The organism is Segatella bryantii, from assembly GCF_022024215.1.
In the GTDB taxonomy this organism is placed as follows: domain Bacteria; phylum Bacteroidota; class Bacteroidia; order Bacteroidales; family Bacteroidaceae; genus Prevotella; species Prevotella bryantii.
On the sequence record NZ_CP091798.1, the window covers coordinates 853,615 to 877,479 of the forward strand.

Annotated in this window: 23 protein-coding genes and 1 other RNA gene; 11 read left to right on the forward strand and 13 right to left on the reverse strand. The window is 36.7% G+C overall.

Annotated elements, in window-relative coordinates:
- Positions 1 to 49 precede the first annotated feature (49 nt).
- Genes L6471_RS07575 through L6471_RS07605 form a run of 7 tightly spaced genes read left to right on the forward strand, consistent with a single transcriptional unit; the run spans position 50 to position 5,057 of the window.
- The gene (locus L6471_RS07575; RefSeq protein WP_006282401.1) at positions 50 to 433 is read left to right on the forward strand and encodes a TraR/DksA family transcriptional regulator; all 384 of its coding nucleotides are present in this window, start codon (positions 50 to 52) and stop codon (positions 431 to 433) included.
- A 43-nt stretch (positions 434 to 476) separates the two neighbouring features.
- Positions 477 to 1,148, forward strand: a complete 672-nt coding sequence (locus tag L6471_RS07580; protein ID WP_027453445.1) for a lipoprotein signal peptidase — start codon at positions 477 to 479, stop codon at positions 1,146 to 1,148.
- 13 nt (positions 1,149 to 1,161) lie between these two features.
- The gene (locus L6471_RS07585) at positions 1,162 to 2,112 is read left to right on the forward strand and encodes a DUF4296 domain-containing protein (protein WP_173651726.1); all 951 of its coding nucleotides are present in this window, start codon (positions 1,162 to 1,164) and stop codon (positions 2,110 to 2,112) included.
- Positions 2,112 to 2,324, forward strand: a complete 213-nt coding sequence (locus L6471_RS07590) for a hypothetical protein (RefSeq protein WP_006282398.1) — start codon at positions 2,112 to 2,114, stop codon at positions 2,322 to 2,324. Before L6471_RS07585 ends, L6471_RS07590 begins: the two co-directional genes overlap by 1 nt.
- 22 nt (positions 2,325 to 2,346) lie before the next feature.
- On the forward strand, positions 2,347 to 3,198 hold the full coding sequence (gene nadC / locus L6471_RS07595; RefSeq protein WP_027453447.1) for a carboxylating nicotinate-nucleotide diphosphorylase: 852 nt from the start codon (positions 2,347 to 2,349) through the stop codon (positions 3,196 to 3,198).
- A 35-nt stretch (positions 3,199 to 3,233) separates the two neighbouring features.
- Entirely contained in the window at positions 3,234 to 4,886 is a 1,653-nt protein-coding gene (locus L6471_RS07600; RefSeq protein ID WP_027453448.1) for a dipeptidase, read from the forward strand.
- Between the two features lie 15 nt (positions 4,887 to 4,901).
- The gene (locus L6471_RS07605) at positions 4,902 to 5,057 is read left to right on the forward strand and encodes a hypothetical protein (protein WP_006282395.1); all 156 of its coding nucleotides are present in this window, start codon (positions 4,902 to 4,904) and stop codon (positions 5,055 to 5,057) included.
- 27 nt (positions 5,058 to 5,084) lie between these two features.
- Here the strand turns inward: L6471_RS07605 and L6471_RS07610 are convergent, their stop codons facing one another.
- From L6471_RS07610 to L6471_RS07625, 4 genes are read right to left on the reverse strand one after another with little or no spacing between them, the layout of a single operon-like run.
- Positions 5,085 to 6,305, reverse strand: a complete 1,221-nt coding sequence (locus tag L6471_RS07610; RefSeq protein WP_237797644.1) for an ABC transporter permease — start codon at positions 6,303 to 6,305, stop codon at positions 5,085 to 5,087.
- 4 nt (positions 6,306 to 6,309) lie between these two features.
- Positions 6,310 to 7,530 carry an ABC transporter permease gene (locus L6471_RS07615; RefSeq protein WP_006282393.1) on the reverse strand — a complete coding sequence of 407 codons (1,221 nt, stop codon included), beginning with the start codon at positions 7,528 to 7,530 and terminating at the stop codon, positions 6,310 to 6,312.
- Positions 7,531 to 7,540: 10 nt separating this feature from the next.
- Positions 7,541 to 8,527 (reverse strand): HlyD family secretion protein, encoded by a 987-nt coding sequence (locus tag L6471_RS07620; RefSeq protein ID WP_006282392.1) that lies wholly within the window; start codon positions 8,525 to 8,527, stop codon positions 7,541 to 7,543.
- 42 nt (positions 8,528 to 8,569) lie between these two features.
- Positions 8,570 to 10,069 carry a TolC family protein gene (locus L6471_RS07625; protein ID WP_237797645.1) on the reverse strand — a complete coding sequence of 500 codons (1,500 nt, stop codon included), beginning with the start codon at positions 10,067 to 10,069 and terminating at the stop codon, positions 8,570 to 8,572.
- A gap of 324 nt (positions 10,070 to 10,393) precedes the next feature.
- Here L6471_RS07625 and L6471_RS07630 point away from each other — a divergent pair, with 324 nt between their 5' ends.
- On the forward strand, positions 10,394 to 11,329 hold the full coding sequence (locus L6471_RS07630) for a DMT family transporter (RefSeq protein ID WP_237797646.1): 936 nt from the start codon (positions 10,394 to 10,396) through the stop codon (positions 11,327 to 11,329).
- A 51-nt stretch (positions 11,330 to 11,380) separates the two neighbouring features.
- Here L6471_RS07630 and L6471_RS07635 read toward each other — a convergent pair whose 3' ends face one another.
- The 6 genes from L6471_RS07635 to L6471_RS07660 form a co-directional block, all read right to left on the reverse strand.
- Positions 11,381 to 11,677 carry a PqqD family protein gene (locus L6471_RS07635; RefSeq protein WP_006282388.1) on the reverse strand — a complete coding sequence of 99 codons (297 nt, stop codon included), beginning with the start codon at positions 11,675 to 11,677 and terminating at the stop codon, positions 11,381 to 11,383.
- A 42-nt stretch (positions 11,678 to 11,719) separates the two neighbouring features.
- Positions 11,720 to 12,199 (reverse strand): S24/S26 family peptidase, encoded by a 480-nt coding sequence (locus L6471_RS07640; protein WP_074614274.1) that lies wholly within the window; start codon positions 12,197 to 12,199, stop codon positions 11,720 to 11,722.
- On the reverse strand, positions 12,172 to 13,062 hold the full coding sequence (locus tag L6471_RS07645) for a hypothetical protein (RefSeq protein ID WP_237797647.1): 891 nt from the start codon (positions 13,060 to 13,062) through the stop codon (positions 12,172 to 12,174). The genes L6471_RS07640 and L6471_RS07645 overlap by 28 nt, the downstream gene beginning before the upstream one ends.
- Before the next feature lie 36 nt (positions 13,063 to 13,098).
- Entirely contained in the window at positions 13,099 to 13,647 is a 549-nt protein-coding gene (locus L6471_RS07650) for a hypothetical protein (protein WP_074548326.1), read from the reverse strand.
- Positions 13,648 to 13,659: 12 nt separating this feature from the next.
- Positions 13,660 to 14,523, reverse strand: coding sequence for a sigma-70 family RNA polymerase sigma factor (locus tag L6471_RS07655; RefSeq protein ID WP_027453451.1), 864 nt, complete (start codon positions 14,521 to 14,523; stop codon positions 13,660 to 13,662).
- 151 nt (positions 14,524 to 14,674) lie between these two features.
- Entirely contained in the window at positions 14,675 to 16,153 is a 1,479-nt protein-coding gene (locus tag L6471_RS07660; protein WP_006282382.1) for a Do family serine endopeptidase, read from the reverse strand.
- Between the two features lie 442 nt (positions 16,154 to 16,595).
- On the opposite strand from L6471_RS07660, the gene rnpB reads away from it, so the two are divergent.
- The 3 genes from rnpB to L6471_RS07675 all read left to right on the forward strand — a co-directional run bounded on the left by rnpB (position 16,596) and on the right by L6471_RS07675 (position 17,872).
- Positions 16,596 to 16,988: RNase P RNA component class A (gene rnpB / locus L6471_RS07665), an RNA gene on the forward strand.
- 28 nt (positions 16,989 to 17,016) lie between these two features.
- Entirely contained in the window at positions 17,017 to 17,436 is a 420-nt protein-coding gene (locus L6471_RS07670) for a hypothetical protein (protein WP_006282381.1), read from the forward strand.
- A 19-nt stretch (positions 17,437 to 17,455) separates the two neighbouring features.
- Positions 17,456 to 17,872 carry a YkvA family protein gene (locus L6471_RS07675; RefSeq protein WP_006282380.1) on the forward strand — a complete coding sequence of 139 codons (417 nt, stop codon included), beginning with the start codon at positions 17,456 to 17,458 and terminating at the stop codon, positions 17,870 to 17,872.
- A gap of 177 nt (positions 17,873 to 18,049) precedes the next feature.
- Here the strand turns inward: L6471_RS07675 and nifJ are convergent, their stop codons facing one another.
- From nifJ to deoD, 3 genes are all read right to left on the reverse strand, one after another.
- Entirely contained in the window at positions 18,050 to 21,640 is a 3,591-nt protein-coding gene (gene nifJ, locus L6471_RS07680) for a pyruvate:ferredoxin (flavodoxin) oxidoreductase (protein ID WP_006282379.1), read from the reverse strand.
- 51 nt (positions 21,641 to 21,691) lie between these two features.
- Positions 21,692 to 22,876 carry an ATP-binding protein gene (locus tag L6471_RS07685; protein ID WP_006282378.1) on the reverse strand — a complete coding sequence of 395 codons (1,185 nt, stop codon included), beginning with the start codon at positions 22,874 to 22,876 and terminating at the stop codon, positions 21,692 to 21,694.
- 191 nt (positions 22,877 to 23,067) lie between these two features.
- Positions 23,068 to 23,850 (reverse strand): purine-nucleoside phosphorylase, encoded by a 783-nt coding sequence (gene deoD / locus L6471_RS07690; protein ID WP_237797648.1) that lies wholly within the window; start codon positions 23,848 to 23,850, stop codon positions 23,068 to 23,070.
- Between the last annotated feature and the right edge of the window lie 15 nt (positions 23,851 to 23,865).

Below are 23,865 nucleotides of genomic sequence, written 5' to 3' on the forward strand. Positions count from 1 at the left end.
GAAAACGATCTCTCCCCAATTTATTATTAACCTTATAAAAATAATTATTATGACTACAGCCAAAAAACGTTATTCAGATGAGGAACTTGCAGAGTTTAAAGCTATTATTGATGACAAATTAGCTTTAGCTCGACGTGACTATAAGGATATGATGTCACAGTTAGACAATTCCGTTAGTAATGATGTTGCTGATACGTCTCCGACTTATCACGCTGTGGAGGAAGGAACTGAAGTGCAATCAAAGGAAGATCTCCTAAGAATGGCTCAGCGTCAACAAAAGTTTATTAAAGGTCTTGAAGCCGCACTTATTCGAATCCAGAATAAAACTTATGGAGTTGACCGAGTTACAGGGGAGCTCATTCCGAAAGAACGATTACGTGCAGTTCCACATGCCACACTTAGTGTGGAGTCAAAAAATGCACGAAGACACTGATTAAGTTACTTTGCATGATTTAGAATCATGTATATATTTGAATATGAATAATTTTTTGAAAAATCATAAAGGTTGGCTCGCCATACTCATTGTAGTCATTTCATTGATTATTGATCAAGTTATAAAGATTAATGTTAAGACATCAATGAGTTTGGGCGAGTCTATTCGTATTACAGACTGGTTTTATATTAACTTTATCGAAAATAATGGTATGGCTTGGGGCATGACTTTTTTTAATAAGATGGTGCTCAGTTTGTTCCGTTTAGTTGCTATATCTTTGATAGGTTATTATTTGTATGGGCAAATAAAAAAGAATGCGCGTTTGCGTTATGTTGTTTGTTTGGCTCTTATTTTAGCAGGTGCATTTGGAAATATGGTTGATTCAATGTTTTATGGATTGATTTTCAATGCATCTTCACCTTATTATGTATCTTATTTTGTTCCATTTGGTCAGGGCTATTCTTCTTTCTTGTTGGGTAAAGTAGTAGATATGTTCTATTTTCCTTTGATTGTAGCAACGTGGCCTGACTGGTTTCCTTTTTGGGGTGGTGAAGAGTTTGTCTTTTTTAGTCCTGTGTTTAATTATGCCGATGCTTGTGTCAGTGTTGGTGTGATTAGTATGCTGCTTTTTTGTCGAAAAGATCTAGATGATTTAAGTACTTCTTTTTCTACTAAGCGTAATAAAAAGAATCCTGTGACAGAGGAGGATAAGTAATATGTTATATACATTGAAAGTATTTTTAAAGCTTGTTGGTTCCTTCTTTGTACTGCTTTTATTTTTGCAGTCTTGTAAGCCAGGTATTCCTAGTGAATATTTGTCTAGTGATGAAATGGAGGATATTTTATATGATTATCATATAGCTCAGGCAATGGCTGATAACCAGAGAGGTGGAAGTGGTGCCGATATGATAACATATCGTGTTGCCATACTCAAAAAGTACAATGTCACAGAAGCTGAATTTGATAGTTCAATGGTATATTATTCGCGTCATACAGAGTTGCTTCATGATGTTTATAAAAATCTTGTGGATAGATTGAAAAACGAAAGTGTTGCATTAGGAGCGGATGCTAATGATTTACAACGTTATGGTGATGTTGCATCTGGTGATACCACAAATATTTGGAATGGCAATAATGCTTTAATTCTTTCTCCAAACAAGCCTTTTAATTTAGAAACATTTTCGTTACCTGTAGATTCTGCGTATCATAAGGGTGACCGTATACTTTTTGACTTTGATGCACAGTTCTTATATCAAGACGGAATGCGTGATGGCATTGTCGTTTTAGCAGTTACTTTTGCCAATGATAGTGTAGCTTCTCAATTGCTTCATATCCAAAATAGTCAGCATTTCAATATACAGCTTGAAGATCGCGATCGAGTCGGTATCAAAGCCATTAAGGGCTACTTTTTGTTGGGACAAGGTAATGATGTGGGAAGTAGTGAGACAACTTTGCGATTGTTAATCATAGATAATATAAAAATGGTTCGTATGCATATACGAGAATCTATTACTTCTACAAACCTTTCATCTGATTCTTTACAGCAATCTCGTTTAGACTCTAGTCATATACCGGCTCCTGGTTCATCTGTTCCTGATGAGTCTCTTGGATCTGCTAGAGTTTTAACTCGAGTTGTAAAAGCAGAAGATGCAGTGAAAATGAAAGTAGAGAAAAAATAATGGCTAGTCGTCGTTTTGCAGCACATATTGTAGAGTTAGCTGATCATTCATTATATCAAGCTTTTGTTACGCTTGTTGATGGTATTGTTGTAGATTATTCAGAATTTTCTGATGAAATGCCAATGACAGAATGGTTAGGTGGAAAAATTGAAATACATTATGATGAGTTTCATGTGCTTAGAGCTTATTGGAATGGTAGAATGTTAGAATAAAAAATATTAAAACTTGGATTTTATGTTAAGTGTAGATGAATTGGAGGAGAGATTAATCGACCTCGCTTTTGCAGAAGATATTGGTGATGGTGACCATACAACTCTTTGTTGTATTCCGGAAAATGCTGTGGGTAAGAGCCATTTATTGATAAAAGAAGATGGTATACTTGCAGGTGTAGAAATTGCAAAAAAAGTATTTGCTCGTTTTGATCCAACATTGCAGGTTGATGTATTAATTACTGATGGAACTCCTGTTAAAGTTGGTGATATTGCAATGGTTGTAACTGGTAAAACTAGAAGTTTGCTTCAGACAGAGCGTTTGATGCTTAACATCATGCAGCGTATGAGTGGTATTGCTACCATGACAAGTAAGTATGTAAAGTTACTTGAAGGCACAGGTACTCGTGTCCTCGATACTCGCAAAACAACTCCTGGCCTTCGTATCTTAGAGAAGCAGGCTGTTAAGATTGGTGGTGGTATGAATCATCGTATCGGACTATTTGATATGATTCTGCTTAAAGATAATCATATCGACTTTGCTGGAGGTATTGCAAATGCAATTAATCGTTGCCATGAGTATCTTAAGGAAAATAATCTTGATCTAAAAATAGAAATAGAAGTTCGTGATTTTGATGAACTTCAGCAGGTTCTTGATTGTGGTGGCGTTAATCGAATCATGTTGGATAACTTTACTCCAGAAGATACTCTTAAAGCTGTTAAAATCATTGATCATCGTTACGAAACAGAGTCTTCTGGTGGCATTACTTTTGATACAATTCGTAGTTATGCCGAACAAGGAGTAGATTTTATCTCTGTAGGTGCTTTAACTCATTCTGTTAAGGGGCTTGATATGAGCTTTAAGGCTTGTGATTAATTATGCATTGCATATTTTCTAGTTGATTTCAAAATATGAAAAGAATTTTGATCAGTTTTGTATGTGCCATTTTGGGATTATATACCTCAATGGCATGTACAAATTTTATAGTAGGTAAGTCTGCATCTGTTGATGGGTCGGTGATTTGTAGTTACAATGCCGATTCTTATGGTATGTATATAGGTTTATGTCATTATCCTGCGGCTAAGCATGCTAAGGGTGAAATGCGTAAGATTGTAGATTGGGATACTCATAAATACCTTGGTGAAATACCAGAAGCTGCAGAAACTTATAATGTGATAGGTAATATCAATGAATTTCAAGTAACTATAGGGGAAACCACTTATGGAGGCAGACATGAGATGGTTGACACTACAGGAATTATTGATTATGGAAGTTTAATTTATATTGGTTTGCAGCGAAGCAAGACAGCACGTGAAGCAATTAAGGTTATGACTTCTTTAGTCGAAAAGTATGGTTACTATTCAGAAGGTGAAACTTTTACTATTTGTGATCCTAATGAAGCATGGATTCTTGAGATGCAAGGCTGCGGTGGTGATAAACATAATAAAGTTGTATGGTGTGCAGTTCGTATCCCTGATAATGCTATTTGTGCTCATGCTAACCAAAGTAGAATAGGTGTATTCTCTGCTTATAAAACAGAAGTACTTCATAGTAAAAATGTTGTTAGTTTTGCTCGTAATAAAGGATGGTATGTGGGTAAGGATAAGGACTTCTCTTGGAAGAATACCTATGCTTTCCCAGATTTTGAAGGTCGACGCTTTTGCGATGCACGTGCTTGGAGTTTCTTCAATCATTTTCATGATATGAGCCGCTGGCTTCCTTGGGCTCTTGGAAAGGATGCAAATGCTGAAGATATGCCTCTTTGGATTTTGCCTAATCGTAAATTAAGCGTTCAGGATGTGGAAATGTGTATGCGTGACCACTATGAAGGTACTCCATTGTCTGTAGCTGATGGTGAAGATATTGGTGGAGGTCTTTGGGAAATGCCTTATCGCCCAAGTCCACTTACTTTTGAGGTTGATGGTAAGCAATATTTTAATGAGCGACCAATAAGTACACAGCAGACAGGTTTTACATTTGTTAGTCAGATGCGCAATTGGTTGCCTCGTCAAATTGGTGGTGTTCTATGGTTTGGCAATGATGATGCCAACATGATTGCGTATACTCCTATTTATTGTGGTAACACGATTCAGCCTGAGTGCTATAATACTCCCGGTGCTGATGATGTAACTTTTTCTGATAAAAATGCTTTCTGGGTATGTAACTGGGTTAGTAATATGGTGTATCCTAGATATTCTATGCTATTTCCAACTCTGAAACAAGTTAGAGACAGCCTAGAAAATTCATATTTTAAAGATCAGAAGCAAGTTGAAGCAAATGCTTTACAACTTTATAAGAAAAGTTCAGAGGAAGCAGTCAAGTATCTGAATAGTTATAGTAATGATAAGGCTCAGTCGATGCTATCAGATTGGAAAAAAATGGCTTATTATATGATTGTTAAATACAATGATATGGTAGTAAAACCAGAAGAAAATGGAGCCTTTAAAATGACTAAAGAGGGTATTGCAGCTCCTACTATACGTCCAGGTTTCTCTAAGAGTTATTTTAGAGAGGTTATTAAGCAGACTGGTGATAAGTTTGCTGTTCCAGAAGTAAAAAAATAAATACTGTCTTTTATTATGGACTTTAATAAATTTGGTTCATCTGGGGAGTATCGTCGTGATGAACTTATAAGAATTATCGAACATAGTGTTGAACATCTAACAAGAGGTGAATTAGAAGCTCTTTATTATGATTTAATATCAAAAGGTTATATAAAAGAAGGTAAGCAGTAATTGCTTACCTTCTTTTATATGTTTATTTTATTGTTCATCTTCACATGGTTGTTTTGTTCGTTGAATATGGTGATGATAAACTAAGCAAGATGCGATAAAATAAATACCAGTTTGCAGCCAGAGAGCAAGATATTCAGTTTGAATATCTGACATGTCTGCTCCCATACTGCTTAATTTAAGGAAGGCTCTAATACCAAATGTTGATGGAATTAGCCAACTAATTCCCTGCCAGATTCCTGGTATATTGCTTAGAGGCCAACTAACGCCAGCTAAGAATAAGAATGGTACTGATGTAAATACAACAAGTAACATTACATTTTCTCGATATCTAATGGTACATGAAAGCATTAGACCAAAGAAAATTGCAGCTAATAAGTATGGGACCATGATTATAAGTAAATCCCACTTGTTTATTAAAGTAGTAAAGTGAAAGAATCTTGGTACACATAAGCAGATATATGCAGCCATAACGGCATATACCATGAGGTAGCTTAAACCCTTACCAGTAATGATGGGAATAGCACTACTATAATGTGGACTATTAGGAACCAGATGGTTTCCTGGATTTTTTTCACGAGCAGTTCCTGCTAATAAGCCAATGCCCAATAACAAAGTTTGTTGCAATATTAATACAAGAACACCTGGTAGTAAGGCATTGCCATATCCACCTGTTGTATTGAAGATATTGACTTCATCAAATTCAAGAGGTTTTGTGTTGATTTCTTCATCGCGAGAAGTGAAACTAAATGATTTGGGTTTCTGTATTTCTGTATTCATATCGAGTGATACAGACTGTGTAGCTTGATAAATAGCTTTGTATGTCAGCATTAAACTCATATCACAATAGCAACCTATATGGCTTTGCTCACCTCGACCAATAGCTCTCTCAAAATCTTCAGGAAAATAAATAACTCCATGTACAACTTGTTTTCCAACAAGATCTTTAGCTTCTTGTATATTATTGCAAAAATAAGTTGTTTTAACATCAGGTGTTGCATCTAATTTTTGTATAAACTCTCTACTCTTTGTGGAATGAGACATATCTACGATTGCAACAGGTACATCTCTAACAACTTCATTATTATATATCCATGAGTATAGTAGGGGATAGGCAAGAGGCACAACTACCATAAAGATAAGAGCACCTTCATCCTTGAAGATGTTTTTTAATTCTACCCACCATACATAGATAATGTCTGTTATGAAACTTGTACACTTTTCTATTATATTATTATCGGTCTTATTCATAGCTTTATGGCATATAAACATATTCAACCATGGCTTTTTTAATGTGCCAGGTAACTAATATTGGTAGGCATGCAAAGATTGTGAGTGCAGTTATGTCCCACCATGCATCAGATAATGGATAACCATTAAACAGGTTCATTTGGTATATCATGTAATAATGACGTAATGGGAAGAGCTGTGCTACGGCTTCTATGATAGAATCCATCGCAAATACAGGAAAAGTTGCACCACAAGCGGAGAACCCTACTACTCCCCATAGAGAGCTAATACTCATTGACATGCGTAATGATGGTGCAATACCAAAAGCAAATACTCCAAAACCTTGGGCTGCTACTACAGTCAAAAAGGCTAGAAGTATTATTACTTTTAAGCCTCCTGGATGTGGAAAACAGAGATGTCCATATAAATACCACATATATCCCATCATTATGGAGAAGAAGATTACAAACTGAAAAAGTAGTTTTCCAGTTAATGCAATCCAAATATTGTTATTAGCCATAGCTAACCATTCATGGTTAAGTCCAAATTTTAATTCCGTTCCGATGGAATAGGTAGTTATAAGAAACATGAGAAGCATAAGAACACCAGGAATCATGACACTACTGAGATAGACATTATAGTTTGCCCATGGATTTCCAATCATGTGTAAGTCAACAGTTGTAGGTTGTAAAAAAGCCATAATTTCGCTTTCACTTTTTCCAATCATATTGAGCTTGGCTTTACCTATTGCAGCTGAACCTAGACTGCTTACGGTTTTTAGATCTTTAAATAGCATATTTCCTGCTACCATGACAACACTGCTATAATAGAATGAAATTTTAGGCTGTCTTTTGCCCAATAAATCTCTAGTTGTACCTTCTGGAAAGTAGATAAAAGCATATATGTCGCCTCTTTGAATGGCTTTACGAGCCTCTGCAACGTTAGAATAGTGGTCGGTTATTTGAGTTGATTCAAAACTGTCTAAAGTCCTTATTAATTCACGAGTAGTTGAAGTGTTATCTAGGTCAACAACACCGCAAGGCATATCGGTAGGTACGCCTTCGTTCATGAGTGATGTAAAGAAGAGGATTACGATGATAGGGAAGATAACACCACAAAAGAGATAAACAGGATTTTTTGTAATAAATCCTGCTTCTCGATAGGCTAATCTTCCTATACACTGCAGAATGTTAGCTTTTTTTTGCTTTGAGCTATCTAAACATGTATGTTCTCTGTCTTCTGTCATTTCATTCTTTTTATTTTTTTACGATAAGAGACATGCCTGGGCGAAGTCCTTCAAATTTGTTTATAGGACGTGCTTTAACTTGAAAAGTCTTCAAGTCGTATTGCCCCGTAGTCTTGGTTGCCTTCCATGTAGCATATGATCCAGCATCCTTCATAGCATAAACTTTCATTTTAATATCTTTGTTAAAAGCAGGAACAAATGCTGTAAAAGTGTCTCCAATCTTTAGACCTTTAAGTTCGTCTTCACGTACATTAAAGGTTCCCCACATATCATCCATTATAGATATACTCATAATTGGGCTTCCAAGTCCAACAAGTTCACCAACTTTTGGATAAATAGTACTTACTTCACCATCATGTGTGGCAACTTGAATAGTTTCTTTTAATACAGATTTTACGACGTTAACAGCGCTTCTGGCAGCTTTAGCTTGTTCTATAGCAGCCTCTTTTTGTTGAGCTCTAGCACCATTTTTAGCTAATTCCCACTGTGATTTAGCTGCAGCAACAGCAGCTTTAGCAGCAGTATAGGCAGCCTGAGCTTCATCGCGTTTCTGTCCTGTTACAACACCTTCAGCATATAAACGGTCTGTTCTACCAAATGTTTTTTCAGCAATGCCCATGGCAGCAACTGCTTGTTGATATAGTTGGTATGCAGCTTCTACAGTTTCTTTACGTGTAGGAGCTTCAACTAAGTCACTTAAAGCCTCTGTTGCTCCAGCAGTTGCTTTTGCTACGTCTTCTTGTGCATTTATCTCGGGTATCTCAAGTATGGCTAGAGTATCGCCTTTGTGTACTATTTCTCCTTCTTGTACACGAATTTCCTTGATACGACCAGGAAGTTTACAAGAAACTCTATATTCGCTGACTTCTAGCGATCCCTGTATTGTAGTCGGTTCTCTATCCACGGTGAAGTATCCAATTGTACCTACAATAACGATTACACTTATAAAACCGCCAATGGCTAGTAATATATTTCTATGTTGTGATGTTTTTGACATATTTTTTATTTTTCTATATTCTGTTGTACGTTAATTAGTGTTCTATTTGAATAAGCCTAAAGCTTTATTGAGGGTTATTTGTGAGAGTTTAACATCAATATCAGAGTCGAGAATTTCGGTTTGGGCTTTTACCCAAGCTGTTTGTGCTTTCATGACGTCAGTAACGCTCATGACTCCTTCTTTAAAACCTAGATTAGCACAACGCAAGTTTTCCTGAGCAGCCTCCATATTTTTTCGTGCCATATTCAGTTTTTTGGTTGCCTCGTTAACTTTGAATCGGCTTTGAGCAACTTGTAGACTTATCTTGCTTTTTACGTCATTCAATTCCAATAAGGCTATTTGAGTCATACCTTTGCTGGTACGTATACGATATCTACTATCAAACCAATTCCATACTGGTATTTGAACGAGAATTCCAACGTTCCAAACACCAGAGAATTTTTTTTCAAAGCCGTTAAATATATTCGGATTACTTACCATATATCCGCCCGTGAGAGCGATATGTGGTAAATATAGTGCGCGTGTTAATTTTATGTTTTGCTCTGAAATATCAACCATATTTTGCAACAATCTAACCTCAGGTCGAGCTTGAAAACTTGTGTCAGTTGTCGTAGCTATATTAGTTTCGGTAGATTCTGAAAAATTTTTGTTTTCGTCTTCTAGTACGATACCTTCATTAAGATCTATTCCGCAGAGTTGACAAAGAGACATTTTAGCTAGGGCTACACCATCTTGTAATCGTGTAATATTCATGTCGGCTTCATTTACAGCTACTTCAACTTTTAATCCGTCTGATTTTGTAGCTAGTCCCTCCTTGATGAGTTTATGGACATCATTATTTAATTTGCCAAGGAGTTCTCGATATTGCAATGCAAGTTTTTCCTTGTTTTTAAGAGAAACGGTTAACCAATAGGCATTGTCTACAGCATAGAGAACATTTTGTTGTTTGTTGTCCATATTGTTAATAGCCATATCTTTGCCAATTTTAGCGATATTATTAGCTGCAATGATTGCACCTCCCATGTAAATTGGCTGTCTCAGCATGATGCTTGCTGCCCAAATATTTCGTGTGTCTGTACGTAGTGCATCTTTTACTTTATTCCCAATAGTGTTGCCGTTTTCTGCAGCTCCATTCAGGTCTTGGCCAAGTTGCTGTCCTAATTGCTGTGCTGTTTGAGCCGGTAAAATGCCACTTTGTACTAATCCGCCTAAAAGTTCACTTACTCTAGAAGTTAATCCGTTTCCCATTTGAGAAACTATGTTTGAACCAAGTCCTGATAGTGCTGATTTTTGATCAGCGTTGAGTAGTGAGATTTCCTTTGAGAAAAGTTCATATCCGCCCAATGCGTCTACTTTGGGGAGATATTTTGTTTTTGCCGACTTATGAACGTTTTCTGCAATATCAACTGCAACTTTAGATATTTGTAATTGCTTGTTGTTATCAAGAGCTAGTTTGCGGCAATATTGGAGTGATAACGTATTTTGTGCTCCAACATACTCGAAAGAACTTAATAAAGCTATTGTTATAAATATTTTTCTCATGTATAACAAGTATCTATTATAATATTATTGCAAAGTTACCTTTTTTTTATGATAATATAATGTCATAACCGTTAAAAAACTATTTATATGTAAGGTGGTGTAGTAATACCCGAAAAAGCGAACTGATTACATGAAGTCGCGAACAATATTTTTATTTAGTTTTTACATAGTTTTGTTTATGAGTATATAATTTATTCCAGTATGTTGATTTCATATTATATCCAGATTTTATAGAATTACTTGTTACAAGGTACATATTTATTTTGTCAAAAGTGTAAAAATGGTTATCTTTGCATCGTTTACGAATATATTAAGTAAAAATATATGCAATTTATAGGTGAAATTATTTCAATAGGTGTAGCTTTCAGTTGGACAATAACTGCAATGGCATCAGAAGTTGCAACCAAGAGAATGGGTGTTTTTGTCTCTAATGTATGGCGAATGTTATTGGCATTCTTGTGTTCTGCTTTTTTTATGTATTTTTTTACAGGAACTTGGTTTCCTGTTTATGCAGATGGAGGAACATGGTTATGGTTACTTTTTTCTGGAGTTGTCGGATATTTTTTTGGTGATTGGTGTCTATTTAATAGTTATATATGGATAGGAAGTCGATATGGTCAACTTTTTATGACAATAGCTCCAATGGCTGCAGCTTTTGCTGCATGGTTTACACTTGGGCAGCAGCTTTCTTGGCAATCTCTTGTTGCTATGATGGTAACATTGTTGGGAATTGCAATTACTGTATTGGGCCGTGGAGAAGGTAAGAAAGTAAAATTAAATTTGCCTTGGCAAGGAGTTCTCTTTGGCTTGGGTGCAGGTTTGGGACAGGGCATAGGATTAGTTTTGTCTAAGATAGGGCTTGATCGATATACGGCAGGTGTTCCTCATGAGCTATTGCCTCAGTTAGAAAACTATCTTCCTTTCTCGGCAAATATGATTCGATGTATAGCAGGTTTTATATGTTTTTTTATTTGGTTATTGGTTCGTGGTGAGTATTCACAGCTTAAGAAAAGTCATCGTGAACATAAGGGAATGGGCATGTTATTGCTAGCGGTTTTATTTGGTCCTTTTTTAGGAGTAGGTTTTTCTCTGATGGCTGTTCAGTATACTGCGGCAGGTATAGCTTCAACATTGATGGCTACAACTCCTATTATTATTCTTTTGCCTAGTTGGTATTTCTTTCATCAGAAATTGACACTTAAGGTTGTTGCAGGTGCTGTGATTTCTGTGCTTGGTGTCTCTTTATTTTTCTTATTATAGAGATGGAATCAATACTATTCAAATATGTAAGGGGTTGTGTCTTATTATGACTCACCCCTTTGTAATTTCAACTTTATTATCGCATTCTATGATGCCGGCTTGCATCCATTGTTTGATAAGTGCATGACAGTCAGTTAAGGCTTTCTCTTTGCTTACTTCATATTCTTCTATTAATAATTCTGCCAAAGTTTCTTCTGTAAAGTTTATATTCTGTATTTTTTCCCACAGATAGACTGAACTTTCGTTCATGCTAATAATCTTGCTGAAGTCGATATTTTCAGCACCCTCAGCGATGATAATGCTTTCTCCGCATATGTTTTTGAGGAAGAATCCACTTTTTGCTCTCATTAGTTTTCTGTTTTGCTTATAATAATATAATTAGTAACGTTCTTATTTTGTCTCGAAAAGAGGTATCCATAATATTCGATAGAACGCAAGGAGATAGCGTCTAATGGGAAATAGTGCACACCATACTTTTGAATATAATTTCCATTTCATGCTGTTAGTTGAGTCCATATTTTTCTTTCCTTTCCGATAGAATCCTACTGCATATCCTTTGATGTTTTCCGATTTACAGTATTCACATGTTAAATTGCCATCACCACGTAGTACAATATTTTCACCAATTATTTTAATAATTCGGTGTAAAGCATAATTTTGAGGACTAATTTCTGCTAATACTACGTCTCCTTTTTTCAGTTTGTCAGGTTTGCGAAGAATAGCTTTATCTCGGTTATTTTCCAAAAATGGTCGCATAGAATATCCTTTAAGTTTAATAGTAACAGTATGTCCTTGTTCCAGAAATTTTATGATTTCAGGAATGAAAATAGAATTTGCGAATTTCAATTCTTGGATATGATCTTCTGACATATTATTGCAGCTTCTTCGTTAGGTAAACAATGTAAGGTATATATAGATGTGGTCTCTATAATATGAGCTATTGTATTGCAGGTATGATGAAAAATAACTTGATCCCACTTCATTGTACTACATGCTGGCAATAGGGATGCAAAGGCTTCTGCTGGTCTAACTTGTTCTATGCTGTTTTGCAACGCTCGATCTATTCTTGTTATTGCACCTAATTTTGCTTTTATATTGCGATAGCATGGTGTTTTACCGCTCCAAGGACTACCGTAAATGAAAGGCTTTCCATTGATAATGCGTAAAATCGGATTATCATCGTTCATTAAATCACAACCTTCAATGTTTCTCAACCATAAACTTACGTGTGTACTTTTTCCTACGCCGCTCTTGGCAATAAAAGCATATCCATAGCCATCTTTTCTTACAAGTGAAGCATGAAGTAAAAGTGTTTGGTGGAAGCTTCCGGCAAATGCAAATACTAACATCAGTGCATTGTTTATACCAAAGCGCTGCATGGCAAAAGTGCCACGTAAAGCGCAATGACATTCTGAAAAGTCTTTATTTGAAATGAGTAAAGCACATTTGTTTCCTTCAATATCTTTAATAATATACTGGTATCCTCCATTATCGAGCAAATCTACTGTTGTATTTCCATTTCCTGTATCGAATGTACGAATTGGAGTTACTTTTTCCTTTGGATAAGGACATAGATGGTTGTCTATGGTAAAGTCAAAAAAAAGTTTTCCTTTGGGCTTTTCTTGTCGAAAAGGCTCAAAGGAAGATAATATATATTGTGGATGATATCTCGTATTTGAAAAATGAATTCGGATATCATATTCAGCAATGTTGTAGTAATAAACATTACTCATATTTGTGTTTTTTAAAGCAGAAAATCAAATGTATGATTACATCATATCGCCGCCCATAGGTGGCTGATTAGGCATTCCTTCTTGAGGTTTTGCTCCTAAAGTTGGTCGTTTTCTAGTATTTTCTTTTTTCTTCTTAATTTTCTTTTCTTTTTTTGTTTCGGCGTTTTGTTCTTCAGCTTCGTAAGGTGCAATAGATTTGAATGCAAAATCTTCACGCTTCAGATATCTTACATCAAAATTTTCTTTTTTGGCATTAAGATATTTGTTCAAGGTTTTTTGGTATTTCTTTTGAGCTTTTTTAGCTGTTGTTGCAAAAGAAACAATACATGTTCTGTTAGGTTCACCATGGTTTGCAAGAAAATCTCTAAGTTGGTATGAATAATTGTCTCGGCTTATAAGAAAATTATTACTTGTTTCAATCCATGCAGAATCTACCTGTTGTACATCGGTAAAATAGATGGTTGAATCATTAAACGAAGCTGCAACTCCATACATATAAAGAGTTGTTTGCTTATTCTTGGCATTTGCACAGAATGCTGATATCACATAAAGTGCTACTAACAGAGTGTATTTTATAAATTTCATTTATGATAATTTTTATTGACCTAAATAACTTTTTAGGTACTTATTTTTCGTATTGTGACGGAGTCGCCTTATAGCTTTCTCCTTAATTTGTCTAACTCTTTCTCTAGTGAGTCCATATTTGTCACCAATTTCCTCCAGGGTCATTTCGGCTTGTCCTATTCCGAAAAAAGCCTCTACGACATTGCGTTCTCGCTGGTTTAGCGTTTCAAGAACTCGTGCGATTTCTTCACGTAACGATTCGTGCACCAACTCACTGTCTGCTGAAGGTATATCCGTATTTGGAAGTACGTCAAGTAAGCTATTGTCTTCACCTTCTTGAAATGGTGCATCAACACTTACATGGTGTGTATTCACGTTTAGTGCATCTGCGATTTTATCTTCGGGCAAATCGATATTGTCTGCAATTTCATCAACACTTGGGCGTCGTTCGTTTTCTTGTTCGAAACTATTTACAAGTCGGTTTATTTTATTTACGCTGCCTACTTGGTTTAGTGGTAATCTAACGATACGACTCTGTTCTGCTATGGCTTGAAGAATACTTTGGCGAATCCACCACACAGCATATGAAATGAATTTAAAGCCCCTTGTTTCATCAAATTTTTTTGCAGCTTTAATAAGCCCTAAATTTCCTTCGTTAATAAGATCAGGAAGGCTTAGTCCCTGATTCTGGTATTGTTTTGCAACAGAGACCACGAATCTAAGGTTTGCTTTTGTGAGTCTTTCTAATGCTCTTTTATCGCCTTTTTTTATACGTTGGGCAAGTTCTACTTCTTCATCAACAGATATAAGGTCTTCATGACCGATTTCTTGTAGATATCTGTCTAATGCGGCGCTTTCACGGTTAGTGATTGATTTTGTGATCTTTAGTTGTCTCATGGCATATAATTTAAGTAGTCGCAAATGTACTGCTTTTTGTTGATTTTACAAAAAAAATAGTAGATATTTTTCTAAATACCTACTATTTTTTATCTTTATTGTAACAATCTGCTACGTCTTATGTCTACACAGTAGCCATAGAAACTCTGATTTATTCTTGTTCAAGAGGTACAGCAAAGTAAGCCTTCTTTCCTGTAGGCCATACACCTTGGATATAGAGGACAGGGTCTTTGCTTGTAGATGCATTTTTAACAATTTTCTGAAGTTCATCGATGCTCTTGATTGGTTGATCATTGACTTTCTGAATAATGAATCCACGACTGATACCTGCTTTTTGAAGGGCACCCTTATTTATCTTGGTAACCTCTACACCATAATTAATCTTAAGCTGTTCTTTTTGCTCATTGGTAACTTCTCTAAAATTACCTCCAAGTATATCAAGATCGGCTGCTTTAATAACAGAAGTTGTACCTTGAGCGTTCTTTAAAGTTACAGTCTTACTCTTCTTTTGCTTATTATGCAAATAAGTTAAGCTGAGGCTTTCGCCAGGACGTTTCTTGCTTATAATTTCCTGAAGCTCAGACATTTTTGTAACTTTTTTACCATCTGCTGCAATAATAACGTCACCTTCTTTTAATCCAGCAGCAGCACCAGCGCCTTCTTCGTCAACTTTGGCCACATAAACGCCTTCGTTGGTTCCTAGATTGACTTCTTTACCAGCCTCTTTTTGGCTATTAATATAATTAAGAACGTCGCCGCCTTGAATGCCAAGCATAGCACGCTGAACGCTACCAAATTTTTTAAGATCATCAACTACCTTATTCATGATAGTAGTAGGGATAGCAAAGCCATAACCACTATAACTACCTGTTTGTGAATAAAGCATAGCATTAATACCTACAAGTTCACCTTTAGTATTAACAAGTGCTCCACCTGAGTTACCAGGATTGATAGCTGCATCTGTTTGAATAAAACTAGCTACACTAGGGCCATCCCCTTGTCCAGATAGACCACGGGCTTTAGCGCTAACAATACCAGCGGTAACTGTAGAAGATAGGTTATACGGGTTTCCTACTGCAATTACCCATTCGCCAACTTTTAATTCATCACTGTTACCTATAGGCAGTGTTGGAAGATTCTTTCCGTTAATTTTGATGAGAGCAAGGTCTGTTGATGGGTCTGTGCCAATGATGGTTGCACTGTATTCACGGTTATCATTTAAAGTCACAGTTAATTCATCTGCACCATTAACTACGTGATTGTTAGTTACGATATATCCATCAGAACTTATAATAACACCACTTCCTGTAGCTTCCTTCTTTGGTGTTTGTACTTGTCTTTTTTGTGTTCCGCCATTTCCACCTTGTGGATTGCCAAAGAATCCAAATGGATCGAAGAAATCGAAAGGGTCGCTCTGAACATCTACAGTCTTTGTCTTTGCATTTTGTACATATTTAATATGTACTACAGCAGGAAGAGCTTTGTCTGCAGCATAAGTTAAATCAACAGGCTGACCTGCAGGAAGAGCCATGGATTTGCTAGCAGCTTTTGCATTAATGAATGCAGTTGAAGATATAGCAAGTGAAGCTATGCACAAACCTGTTACTACATAATTTCCTAGTTTATTCATATTTTTAATTATTTAAATTGTTCTTATTATGTTTCTCAAGGAATATTTCCTATTGGATTGTACGATTATGGAATTGTTTTCCATTGGTTTTGTAATCCATATGGGATCTGTTTTCCCTTTTACGTTTGCAAATATAAGAGCATTTTTCTTTATTCGTTCTAAAAAGGTTATTTCTTTATCCCATTTTAACAATTCGATTTAACACTTTAACGCAAATTAATGTACAAAAAGCTTTGTTTTATCTATATATAGTGTTTTGTAGTGCTATTTTTGGGGGTCTATTATATTTATTGAAAGAAAAGATAATTAAATATATGTAATTAAAAGTGGCTTTTATGATAAAAAATAGTGAAAGAGTTAATCTAATAGAGTTTAAAAACTGTATTTATGTAAAGGAAATATTGTTGATGTATTATATTTTTAGTATCTTTGTATCATGAAAGCAGTGTCCCGGCTCTGTCGCTGGCATCTTAATGGTGCGAGAGGAAAGTCCGGGCGGCATAGGGCACTCCACTTCCGAAAGTAGAAGCTATTGGTGACAGTAGGTGTCGGCAGAAGAAAATAACCGCCTTAAATACTAATGAGGTTTATCTTGTTGTGTTAGGGTAAGGGTGAGAAGGTGGTGTAAGAGACCACCAGCTGATGGGTGATCATCAGGCTGTGTCATCTGGAGGACGCAAGTTCATGTATACCGCAGATTGAGAGCGGCCCGTTCGATTGTCTTTGGACTCCTGCGGAGGGTAGAATGCTTGAGCTCAGGGGTAACTCTGAGACTAGATAAATGACAGGCACCTTTTTTGAGGTACAGAACCCGGCTTATAGGGGCACTGTTTTCTTTTTTCCTTTTTTTGTTTTTATGGTGTATGCGTTTAAAAGAAACCAATAAAATTTTGGATGATTTTGAGCATAGTGTTACTAATCGTATCCGTGCTTGTGAAGGAAGAACTGGTTTTCCTGTCATGGAGGATTATGGCATTACACGTGCTGAACTTGATAGTTATCTTTTTGACAAGCAGGCTATTATAGATAGTGAGGGCTCAGAAAGAACTCGATATACCTGGGTGGGAATCTTAATGGTTATTCCTATTGTAGTGATGTCTACTATTCCTGAAGATAATTTACCATTGGGTAGGTGGACAATAATTATGGCTATCTTGGTTGGTTTGCTTCTTTGTTTGATAAAATGGTGTATTGTAAAGGTTATGATTCGTACAAAGTTAAATAAAATATCTAATCCGTCAATAGATCGTTATATCGATGATGTATTGAATTATCAATTGTAAATCCTTAATTGTTACATATATGCAAGCTCCTGAATTACCAGATTTCATGTCCTATAAGGACAAGTTTAATAAAACAGCATTTATAGAGAAAATCGCTCGTATAGCAAAGCGCTCTGGTGCTAAATTGGTTTATGCAGCTTTAATACTGTATTATACATTAGAAAGTGATAAAGTATCCATGAAGGACAAAGCTATTATTATAGGTGCTTTAGGGTATTTAATCAGTCCATTAGATGTTATACCTGATGCCATTCCTATTGCTGGTCTTACTGATGACATTGCTGTGTTGATATACGTAGTTAAAAAGATATGGGGTGAGGTCTCTGATGATGTTAAAGTTAAGGCTAAAGAAAAAATGAGACTTTGGTTTGATGAGGAAGAGATGAAGGATGCAGATAACCTCTTTAGTAATGACAGGACTGAAGACCCTGTATAATATCAAGGTAAAATTTGTAATTTTAGAAATATTTTATTTAGTAAAAAGTGATTGGATAATTTTCTAATCACTTTTTTTATTAGCATTCAGCTCTAATAAATAAAGAGGAGCTCATCGTGTGATGAACTCCTCTCGTTATTTATTAGTATAAAACTATTCTAGTTTGGAAACTTTGAATTATTCGCTCCAATCCTCTTTGCTCTTACGAACATAAGACTTGTAACGCTTCAAAGCACTAGCTTGTGTAGCAGCATAAAGCTCTTCTGCTTCTTTAGGGAATGCCTTAGCAAGAGAAGCAAAACGAACCTCACCCATCAAGTAGTTACGGAAGTTATCCCAGTTAGGCTCTTTAGAATCGAGCTGGAATGGATTCTTGCCTTCTTCTGCCAAACGTGGGTCGAAACGCCACAAGTGCCAGTATCCACACTCAACAGCGAGCTCTTCCTCGTGCTGTGAACGGTTCATAGAACGCTTGCCCTTACCATCTGGATCTTTACCCTTGATACCATGGTTGATACATGGAGCGTAGGCGATAATCAAAGATGGTCCAGGATAAGCCTCAGCTTCACGGATAGCCTTCAATGTCTGATTCTGATCAGCACCCATTGCAATCTGAGCTACATAAACGTAACCATAGGTTGCCTGCATCAAACCAAGGTCCTTCTTAGAAACGCGCTTACCTGAAGCAGCAAACTGAGCGATAGCACCGATTGGGGTAGACTTAGAAGACTGGCCACCAGTGTTAGAGTAAACCTCTGTATCAAGTACCAAGATGTTAACATCTTCTCCAGAAGCAAGTACGTGATCGAGACCACCGTAACCAATATCATAAGAAGCACCGTCACCACCGATAATCCACTGTGAACGCTTAACAAGGTAATGATCCAATGTCTTAAGCTCCTGGTTGATAGGGCAACCTGCTTCAGCAGCAGCAGCGATTAATGGCTTCAACTCTGCAGCAGCTTCCTTAGAACCCTCAGCATCGTCCTTAGCTGCAATCCACTTGTCTGCAGCAGCCTTGTATTCTTCTGTAGCGTTAGCGTCTTCCTTAGCCTGGTTCAAAAGTTCTACAATACGAGCCTTCATCTTCTTGTTACCCATTGCCATACCAAGACCGAATTCGCAGAAGTCCTCGAACAATGAGTTGTCGAAAGCAGGACCCTGACCTTTAGCGTTGGTTGTATATGGAGTAGCAGGAACAGATGCTGAATAGATAGAAGAGCAACCTGTAGCATTAGCAACCATCTGACGATCACCGAAGAGCTGAGAAATCAACTTAACGTAAGGAGTCTCACCACAACCTGAACATGCACCAGAGAACTCGAACAATGGCTGAGCAAACTGTGAGTTCTTAGGGCTCTGCTTGATGTCTACAAGATCCTGCTTAGAAGTTACGTTCTTAACACAATAATCCCAATTCTTTGCTTCCTGAATCATATCTTCAGCGTCAACATTGAATGGAACCATCTTTAATGCCTTCTCACCCTTCTTACCTGGGCAGACATCAGCACAGTTACCACAACCAAGGCAGTCTAGTACAGATACCTGGATACGGAAATTCATACCCTTGAGAGCTTTAGGAGCCAAAATATCCTGAGTTGCACCCTGGAAGTTAGCCTTTTCAGCTTCATCGAGAACGAATGGACGAACAGCAGCGTGAGGACAAACGAATGAACACTTGTTACACTGGATACAGTTCTCTACGTTCCAAACTGGTACGAATGTTTCAACACCGCGCTTTTCGTATGCAGCTGTACCGTTCTGCCAAGTACCGTCTACAGTATTGTGCTTAACGAAGTCAGAAACTTTCAACAAGTCACCTGCCTGTGCGTTCATAGGACGAACGAGCTCTTTAACGAAATCTGGTGCATCGTCAACCTTCTTTTCATCTTCAGGAAGGTTTGCCCATGCTGGATCAACAGTAAGTTCTTTGTACTCACCACCACGATCAACAGCAGCGTAGTTCATATTAACGATATCTTCACCCTTCTTACCGTAAGACTTAACGATGAACTTCTTCATCTGCTCAACAGCGAGATCTACAGGGATAACACCTGTAATACGGAAGAATGCAGACTGGAGGATAGTGTTAGTACGGTTACCCAAACCGATTTCTTGACCAATCTTGCTAGCGTTAATATAGTAAACCTTGATATTATTCTTTGCGAAATAAGCCTTAACGTGGTTAGGGATGAAGTTAATCAACTCCTCGCCATCGAAGATAGTATTCAACAAGAATGTACCGTTTTTACGGAGACCACGAGTAACATCGTACATGTGCAAGTAAGCCTGAACGTGACATGCAACGAAGTTAGGGGTATTTACCAAGTAAGCAGAGTGGATTGGCTCATCACCGAAACGGAGGTGAGAACATGTGAAACCACCAGACTTCTTAGAGTCGTATGAGAAGTAAGCTTGGCAATATTTATCAGTATTGTTACCGATAATCTGTACAGAGTTCTTGTTAGCACCTACAGTACCATCAGAACCAAGACCGAAGAACTTAGCTTCGAAGAGACTATCGCCACCCATTGGAATTTCCTCTTCCTCTGGAAGTGAAGTGAAAGTAACATCGTCTACGATACCTACAGTGAAGTGATTCTTTGGCTCTGGCAACTCGAGATTCTTGAATACAGCAACAATCTTAGATGGAGTTGTATCGCTAGAACCCAAACCATAACGACCACCAACAATCAATGGATTACGCTCGTCATCGTAGAGAGCAGACTTAACATCGAGGTACAATGGTTCGCCCTCAGCTCCTGGTTCCTTAGTACGGTCAAGTACAGCAATGCGCTTAACTGTAGCAGGAATAGCCTTCTTGATAGCCTCAACAGAGAATGGACGGTAGAGGTGAACTGCTACCATACCAACTTTCTTACCCTGCTTTACGAGGTAATCGATAGCTTCGCGAGCTGGCTCTGTTGCAGAACCCATCAATACGATAATGTTTTCTGCATCTTCTGCACCATAATAGTTAAACAAATGATATTCACGACCTGTAATCTTGCTGATTTCAGCCAAGTGCTTCTCTACAATCTCTGGGATTGCGTTGTAATAGCTGTTAGAAGCCTCACGGTGTGTGAAGAATGTTTCTGGATTCTCAGCTGTACCACGAGTAACAGGACGTTCAGGAGTAAGTGCACGGTTGCGGAAATCCTCAATCCACTCCTTCTTAACCAATGGACGGATGTCTTCCATATCCATTTCCTCAATCTTATGATACTCATGAGAAGTACGGAAGCCGTCGAAGAAGTTAATGAATGGAACTTTGCTCTCGAGGGTAGCTAAGTGAGGAACTGCAGAAAGATCCATAACTTCCTGAACAGAACCTGAACAGAACATAGCGAAACCTGTCTGACGACAAGCCATAACATCCTGGTGGTCACCGAAGATACAAAGTGAGTGAGAAGCCAGTGTACGAGCTGATACGTTGAATACACATGGAAGCAACTCACCAGCAATCTTATACATATTAGGAATCATCAGAAGAAGACCCTGAGAAGCTGTATAAGTAGATGTCAATGCACCTGACTGTAGTGAACCGTGAAGTGCACCTGCAGCACCTGCCTCAGACTCCATTTCCTGAACTGTAACAGTCTGACCAAGAAGGTTCTTACGACCTTTGGCAGCCCATTCATCTACGTGCTCTGCCATTGGAGATGACGGAGTGATAGGGTAGATGGCAGCAACCTCTGTAAACATATAGCTTACGTGTGCGGCAGCTGTGTTACCATCACAAGTGATAAACTTTTTTTCTTTAGCCATTTTTTATTATAATATAAAATGTTAATGTATATATTTTTGTTTTTAACAATCTTAATACAGAAAACCTAATAACCAGAGTGGAATTTTATTATCTTGCCCTACCTCTGTATTGTATCGGGCATAAATTGTATCTGTGTTATATCTGATTTTACTTGATTTTTGTGCATCACAAATTTTGAATTTGTATTTATCATCTACTATGTAGGTGTCTCTTGGACCTAGATTAACTTTATGATCTTTCCATAAAGCATTAGAAAAGAATGTCTCCATCTGATCTTGTTTCACTACTTTAATAGGATAAATAGCATACATTAAGTTGGTATTGTGTAGTATTATCTTTCCTGGCTTTTTGGGAAAATCTTGGCCAGGTGGATATACCATATTAATGAGTCGTGCATCTGCTAAATATTTGATGTAATTCATAACTGTAGCACGACTGGTTTGTATTTCGTCTGCAAGTTTACTAATATTTGGGGCTTTTAGTCCCTCTACTGCTAAAAGATAAAATAACTTTTTTATTTTAGAAAGGTATTTTAGTTCTATTTGCTTGATGAGAAGTATATCTACTTCTGTCATCATGTTCATCGTCTTTAGTAAATTTTCAGAAAAATTACTTTGTTCCAAAAATAAAGGAAAAAAACCATGATGGATATAATCCTGAAAATACTTAATTGGACTTACCTTAGGGAGTATTTCTTTAATAATATGTTCATGATTATTTAGTATCTCTTCTAAAGTATAAGGATGAAAGTTATTACCAGTCTGCAAATTAATAAATTCTCTAAAAGAGAATCCACGCAAATTGTAGCTATGAATAATATCTTTTAGTATAGGATTTTGTTTGAGTCGCATTACGCTTGAACCTGTAAACACTATTTTAAGTGTAGGGTTTTCATCGTATACTCTTCTTATTTGATTACTCCAATCCGGCTCTTTAAAAATCTGGTCGATTAAAAGTACTTTACCACCAAGACTAACGAAATCTTTAGCAAAATCAGCAATGCCGTGTCCTTGAAAATAGAAGTTATTCATATTTACATATAGACATGAACGGTCATTGGGCGCAAAGTTCTCTTTAGCATACTGAAGTAAAAACGTAGTTTTTCCAACGCCTCGGGTTCCTTTGATACCAATCAATCTGTCGTTCCAGTTGATCTGATCCATCAAAATACGCCTTACAGGAGCGTTGGTATGTTCCAGTAGAAAAGTGTGTGTGCGAAAGAAAGCTTCTTCCATTTGTTAGTACTGATATTTTTTTGTTTTGTTCTGCAAAGGTACTATTTATTTTGTAATTTGCAAACTCAATATTGCAAATTCTTTGTATTTTAGTTTTTTTTAGAAATATACTAACTAAAGTTAATTGTGTGGTAAAGATAATTCCATTTTGTATTAAAAAAGGAAACTTTTTTAGTTTCCTTTTTTGTGAATTATATTATACTAAATGCTACTTTCATCATGTTGGTGAAAGCTTTTTGACGTTCTTCACTGCTTGTCTCTTCTTTTGTAATAATGTTGTCACTAATTGTAAGTATAGTTAGTGCTTTTCGTTTTGCTTCGATGGCATTAGTATAGAGGGCTGCACATTCCATTTCTATAGCTAGAATGCCTAGTTTTTGCCATTTTTTCCAATTTTCTTTTGAATCATAAAAAATATCTGAAGATAGTATATTGCCAACATGGTAAGGGATATTCATATCCTTACTTGATTTGGCAGCGGCAGTTAAGAGGTCGAAATTTCCTATAGGTGCAAATGTACCAGGTATGTCTAAAAAATTATTAATATAGTTAGAATCAGTACAAGCTGCTTGGGCTATAACAATATCACCAATATTTATACCTGGTTGTATGCAGCCTGCTGTTCCTACTCGGATAATCTGTTTTACTCCATAAAAGTGATATAGTTCATGTGTGTATATACCAATAGATGGCATACCCATACCATGTCCCATGATGCTGACTTTTTTACCTTTATAAGTGCCAGTGTAACCAAACATATTTCGAGTGGTGTTAAACAGAGTTGCGTTTTCAAGAAAATTTTCAGCCATAAATTTTGCGCGTAATGGATCTCCTGACATGATGACAGTTTCCGCAATTTCGCCTATAGATGCTGTGTTATGTGGTGTTGCCATATTATTAAATTGTAATTTTAGAATATTGTTACTACTACAAAAATACAAATTAAAAGGATTTTTTCCAAATAGAATTGGCATTTTTTTATAATTTGA

Bases quoted from the DNA above. Each gene is read 5' to 3' on its own strand.
- L6471_RS07575 (WP_006282401.1), top strand. From the start codon at position 50: ATGACTACAGCCAAAAAACGTTATTCAGATGAGGAACTTGCAGAGTTT.
- L6471_RS07580 (WP_027453445.1), top strand. From the start codon at position 477: ATGAATAATTTTTTGAAAAATCATAAAGGTTGGCTCGCCATACTCATT.
- L6471_RS07590 (WP_006282398.1), top strand. From the start codon at position 2,112: ATGGCTAGTCGTCGTTTTGCAGCACATATTGTAGAGTTAGCTGATCAT.
- nadC (WP_027453447.1), top strand. From the start codon at position 2,347: ATGTTAAGTGTAGATGAATTGGAGGAGAGATTAATCGACCTCGCTTTT.
- L6471_RS07600 (WP_027453448.1), top strand. From the start codon at position 3,234: ATGAAAAGAATTTTGATCAGTTTTGTATGTGCCATTTTGGGATTATAT.
- L6471_RS07605 (WP_006282395.1), top strand. From the start codon at position 4,902: ATGGACTTTAATAAATTTGGTTCATCTGGGGAGTATCGTCGTGATGAA.
- L6471_RS07610 (WP_237797644.1), bottom strand. From the start codon at position 6,305: ATGAATAAGACCGATAATAATATAATAGAAAAGTGTACAAGTTTCATA.
- L6471_RS07615 (WP_006282393.1), bottom strand. From the start codon at position 7,530: ATGACAGAAGACAGAGAACATACATGTTTAGATAGCTCAAAGCAAAAA.
- L6471_RS07620 (WP_006282392.1), bottom strand. From the start codon at position 8,527: ATGTCAAAAACATCACAACATAGAAATATATTACTAGCCATTGGCGGT.
- L6471_RS07625 (WP_237797645.1), bottom strand. From the start codon at position 10,069: ATGAGAAAAATATTTATAACAATAGCTTTATTAAGTTCTTTCGAGTAT.
- L6471_RS07630 (WP_237797646.1), top strand. From the start codon at position 10,394: ATGCAATTTATAGGTGAAATTATTTCAATAGGTGTAGCTTTCAGTTGG.
- L6471_RS07635 (WP_006282388.1), bottom strand. From the start codon at position 11,677: ATGAGAGCAAAAAGTGGATTCTTCCTCAAAAACATATGCGGAGAAAGC.
- L6471_RS07640 (WP_074614274.1), bottom strand. From the start codon at position 12,199: ATGTCAGAAGATCATATCCAAGAATTGAAATTCGCAAATTCTATTTTC.
- L6471_RS07645 (WP_237797647.1), bottom strand. From the start codon at position 13,062: ATGAGTAATGTTTATTACTACAACATTGCTGAATATGATATCCGAATT.
- L6471_RS07650 (WP_074548326.1), bottom strand. From the start codon at position 13,647: ATGAAATTTATAAAATACACTCTGTTAGTAGCACTTTATGTGATATCA.
- L6471_RS07655 (WP_027453451.1), bottom strand. From the start codon at position 14,523: ATGAGACAACTAAAGATCACAAAATCAATCACTAACCGTGAAAGCGCC.
- L6471_RS07660 (WP_006282382.1), bottom strand. From the start codon at position 16,153: ATGAATAAACTAGGAAATTATGTAGTAACAGGTTTGTGCATAGCTTCA.
- L6471_RS07670 (WP_006282381.1), top strand. From the start codon at position 17,017: ATGCGTTTAAAAGAAACCAATAAAATTTTGGATGATTTTGAGCATAGT.
- L6471_RS07675 (WP_006282380.1), top strand. From the start codon at position 17,456: ATGCAAGCTCCTGAATTACCAGATTTCATGTCCTATAAGGACAAGTTT.
- nifJ (WP_006282379.1), bottom strand. From the start codon at position 21,640: ATGGCTAAAGAAAAAAAGTTTATCACTTGTGATGGTAACACAGCTGCC.
- L6471_RS07685 (WP_006282378.1), bottom strand. From the start codon at position 22,876: ATGGAAGAAGCTTTCTTTCGCACACACACTTTTCTACTGGAACATACC.
- deoD (WP_237797648.1), bottom strand. From the start codon at position 23,850: ATGCCAATTCTATTTGGAAAAAATCCTTTTAATTTGTATTTTTGTAGT.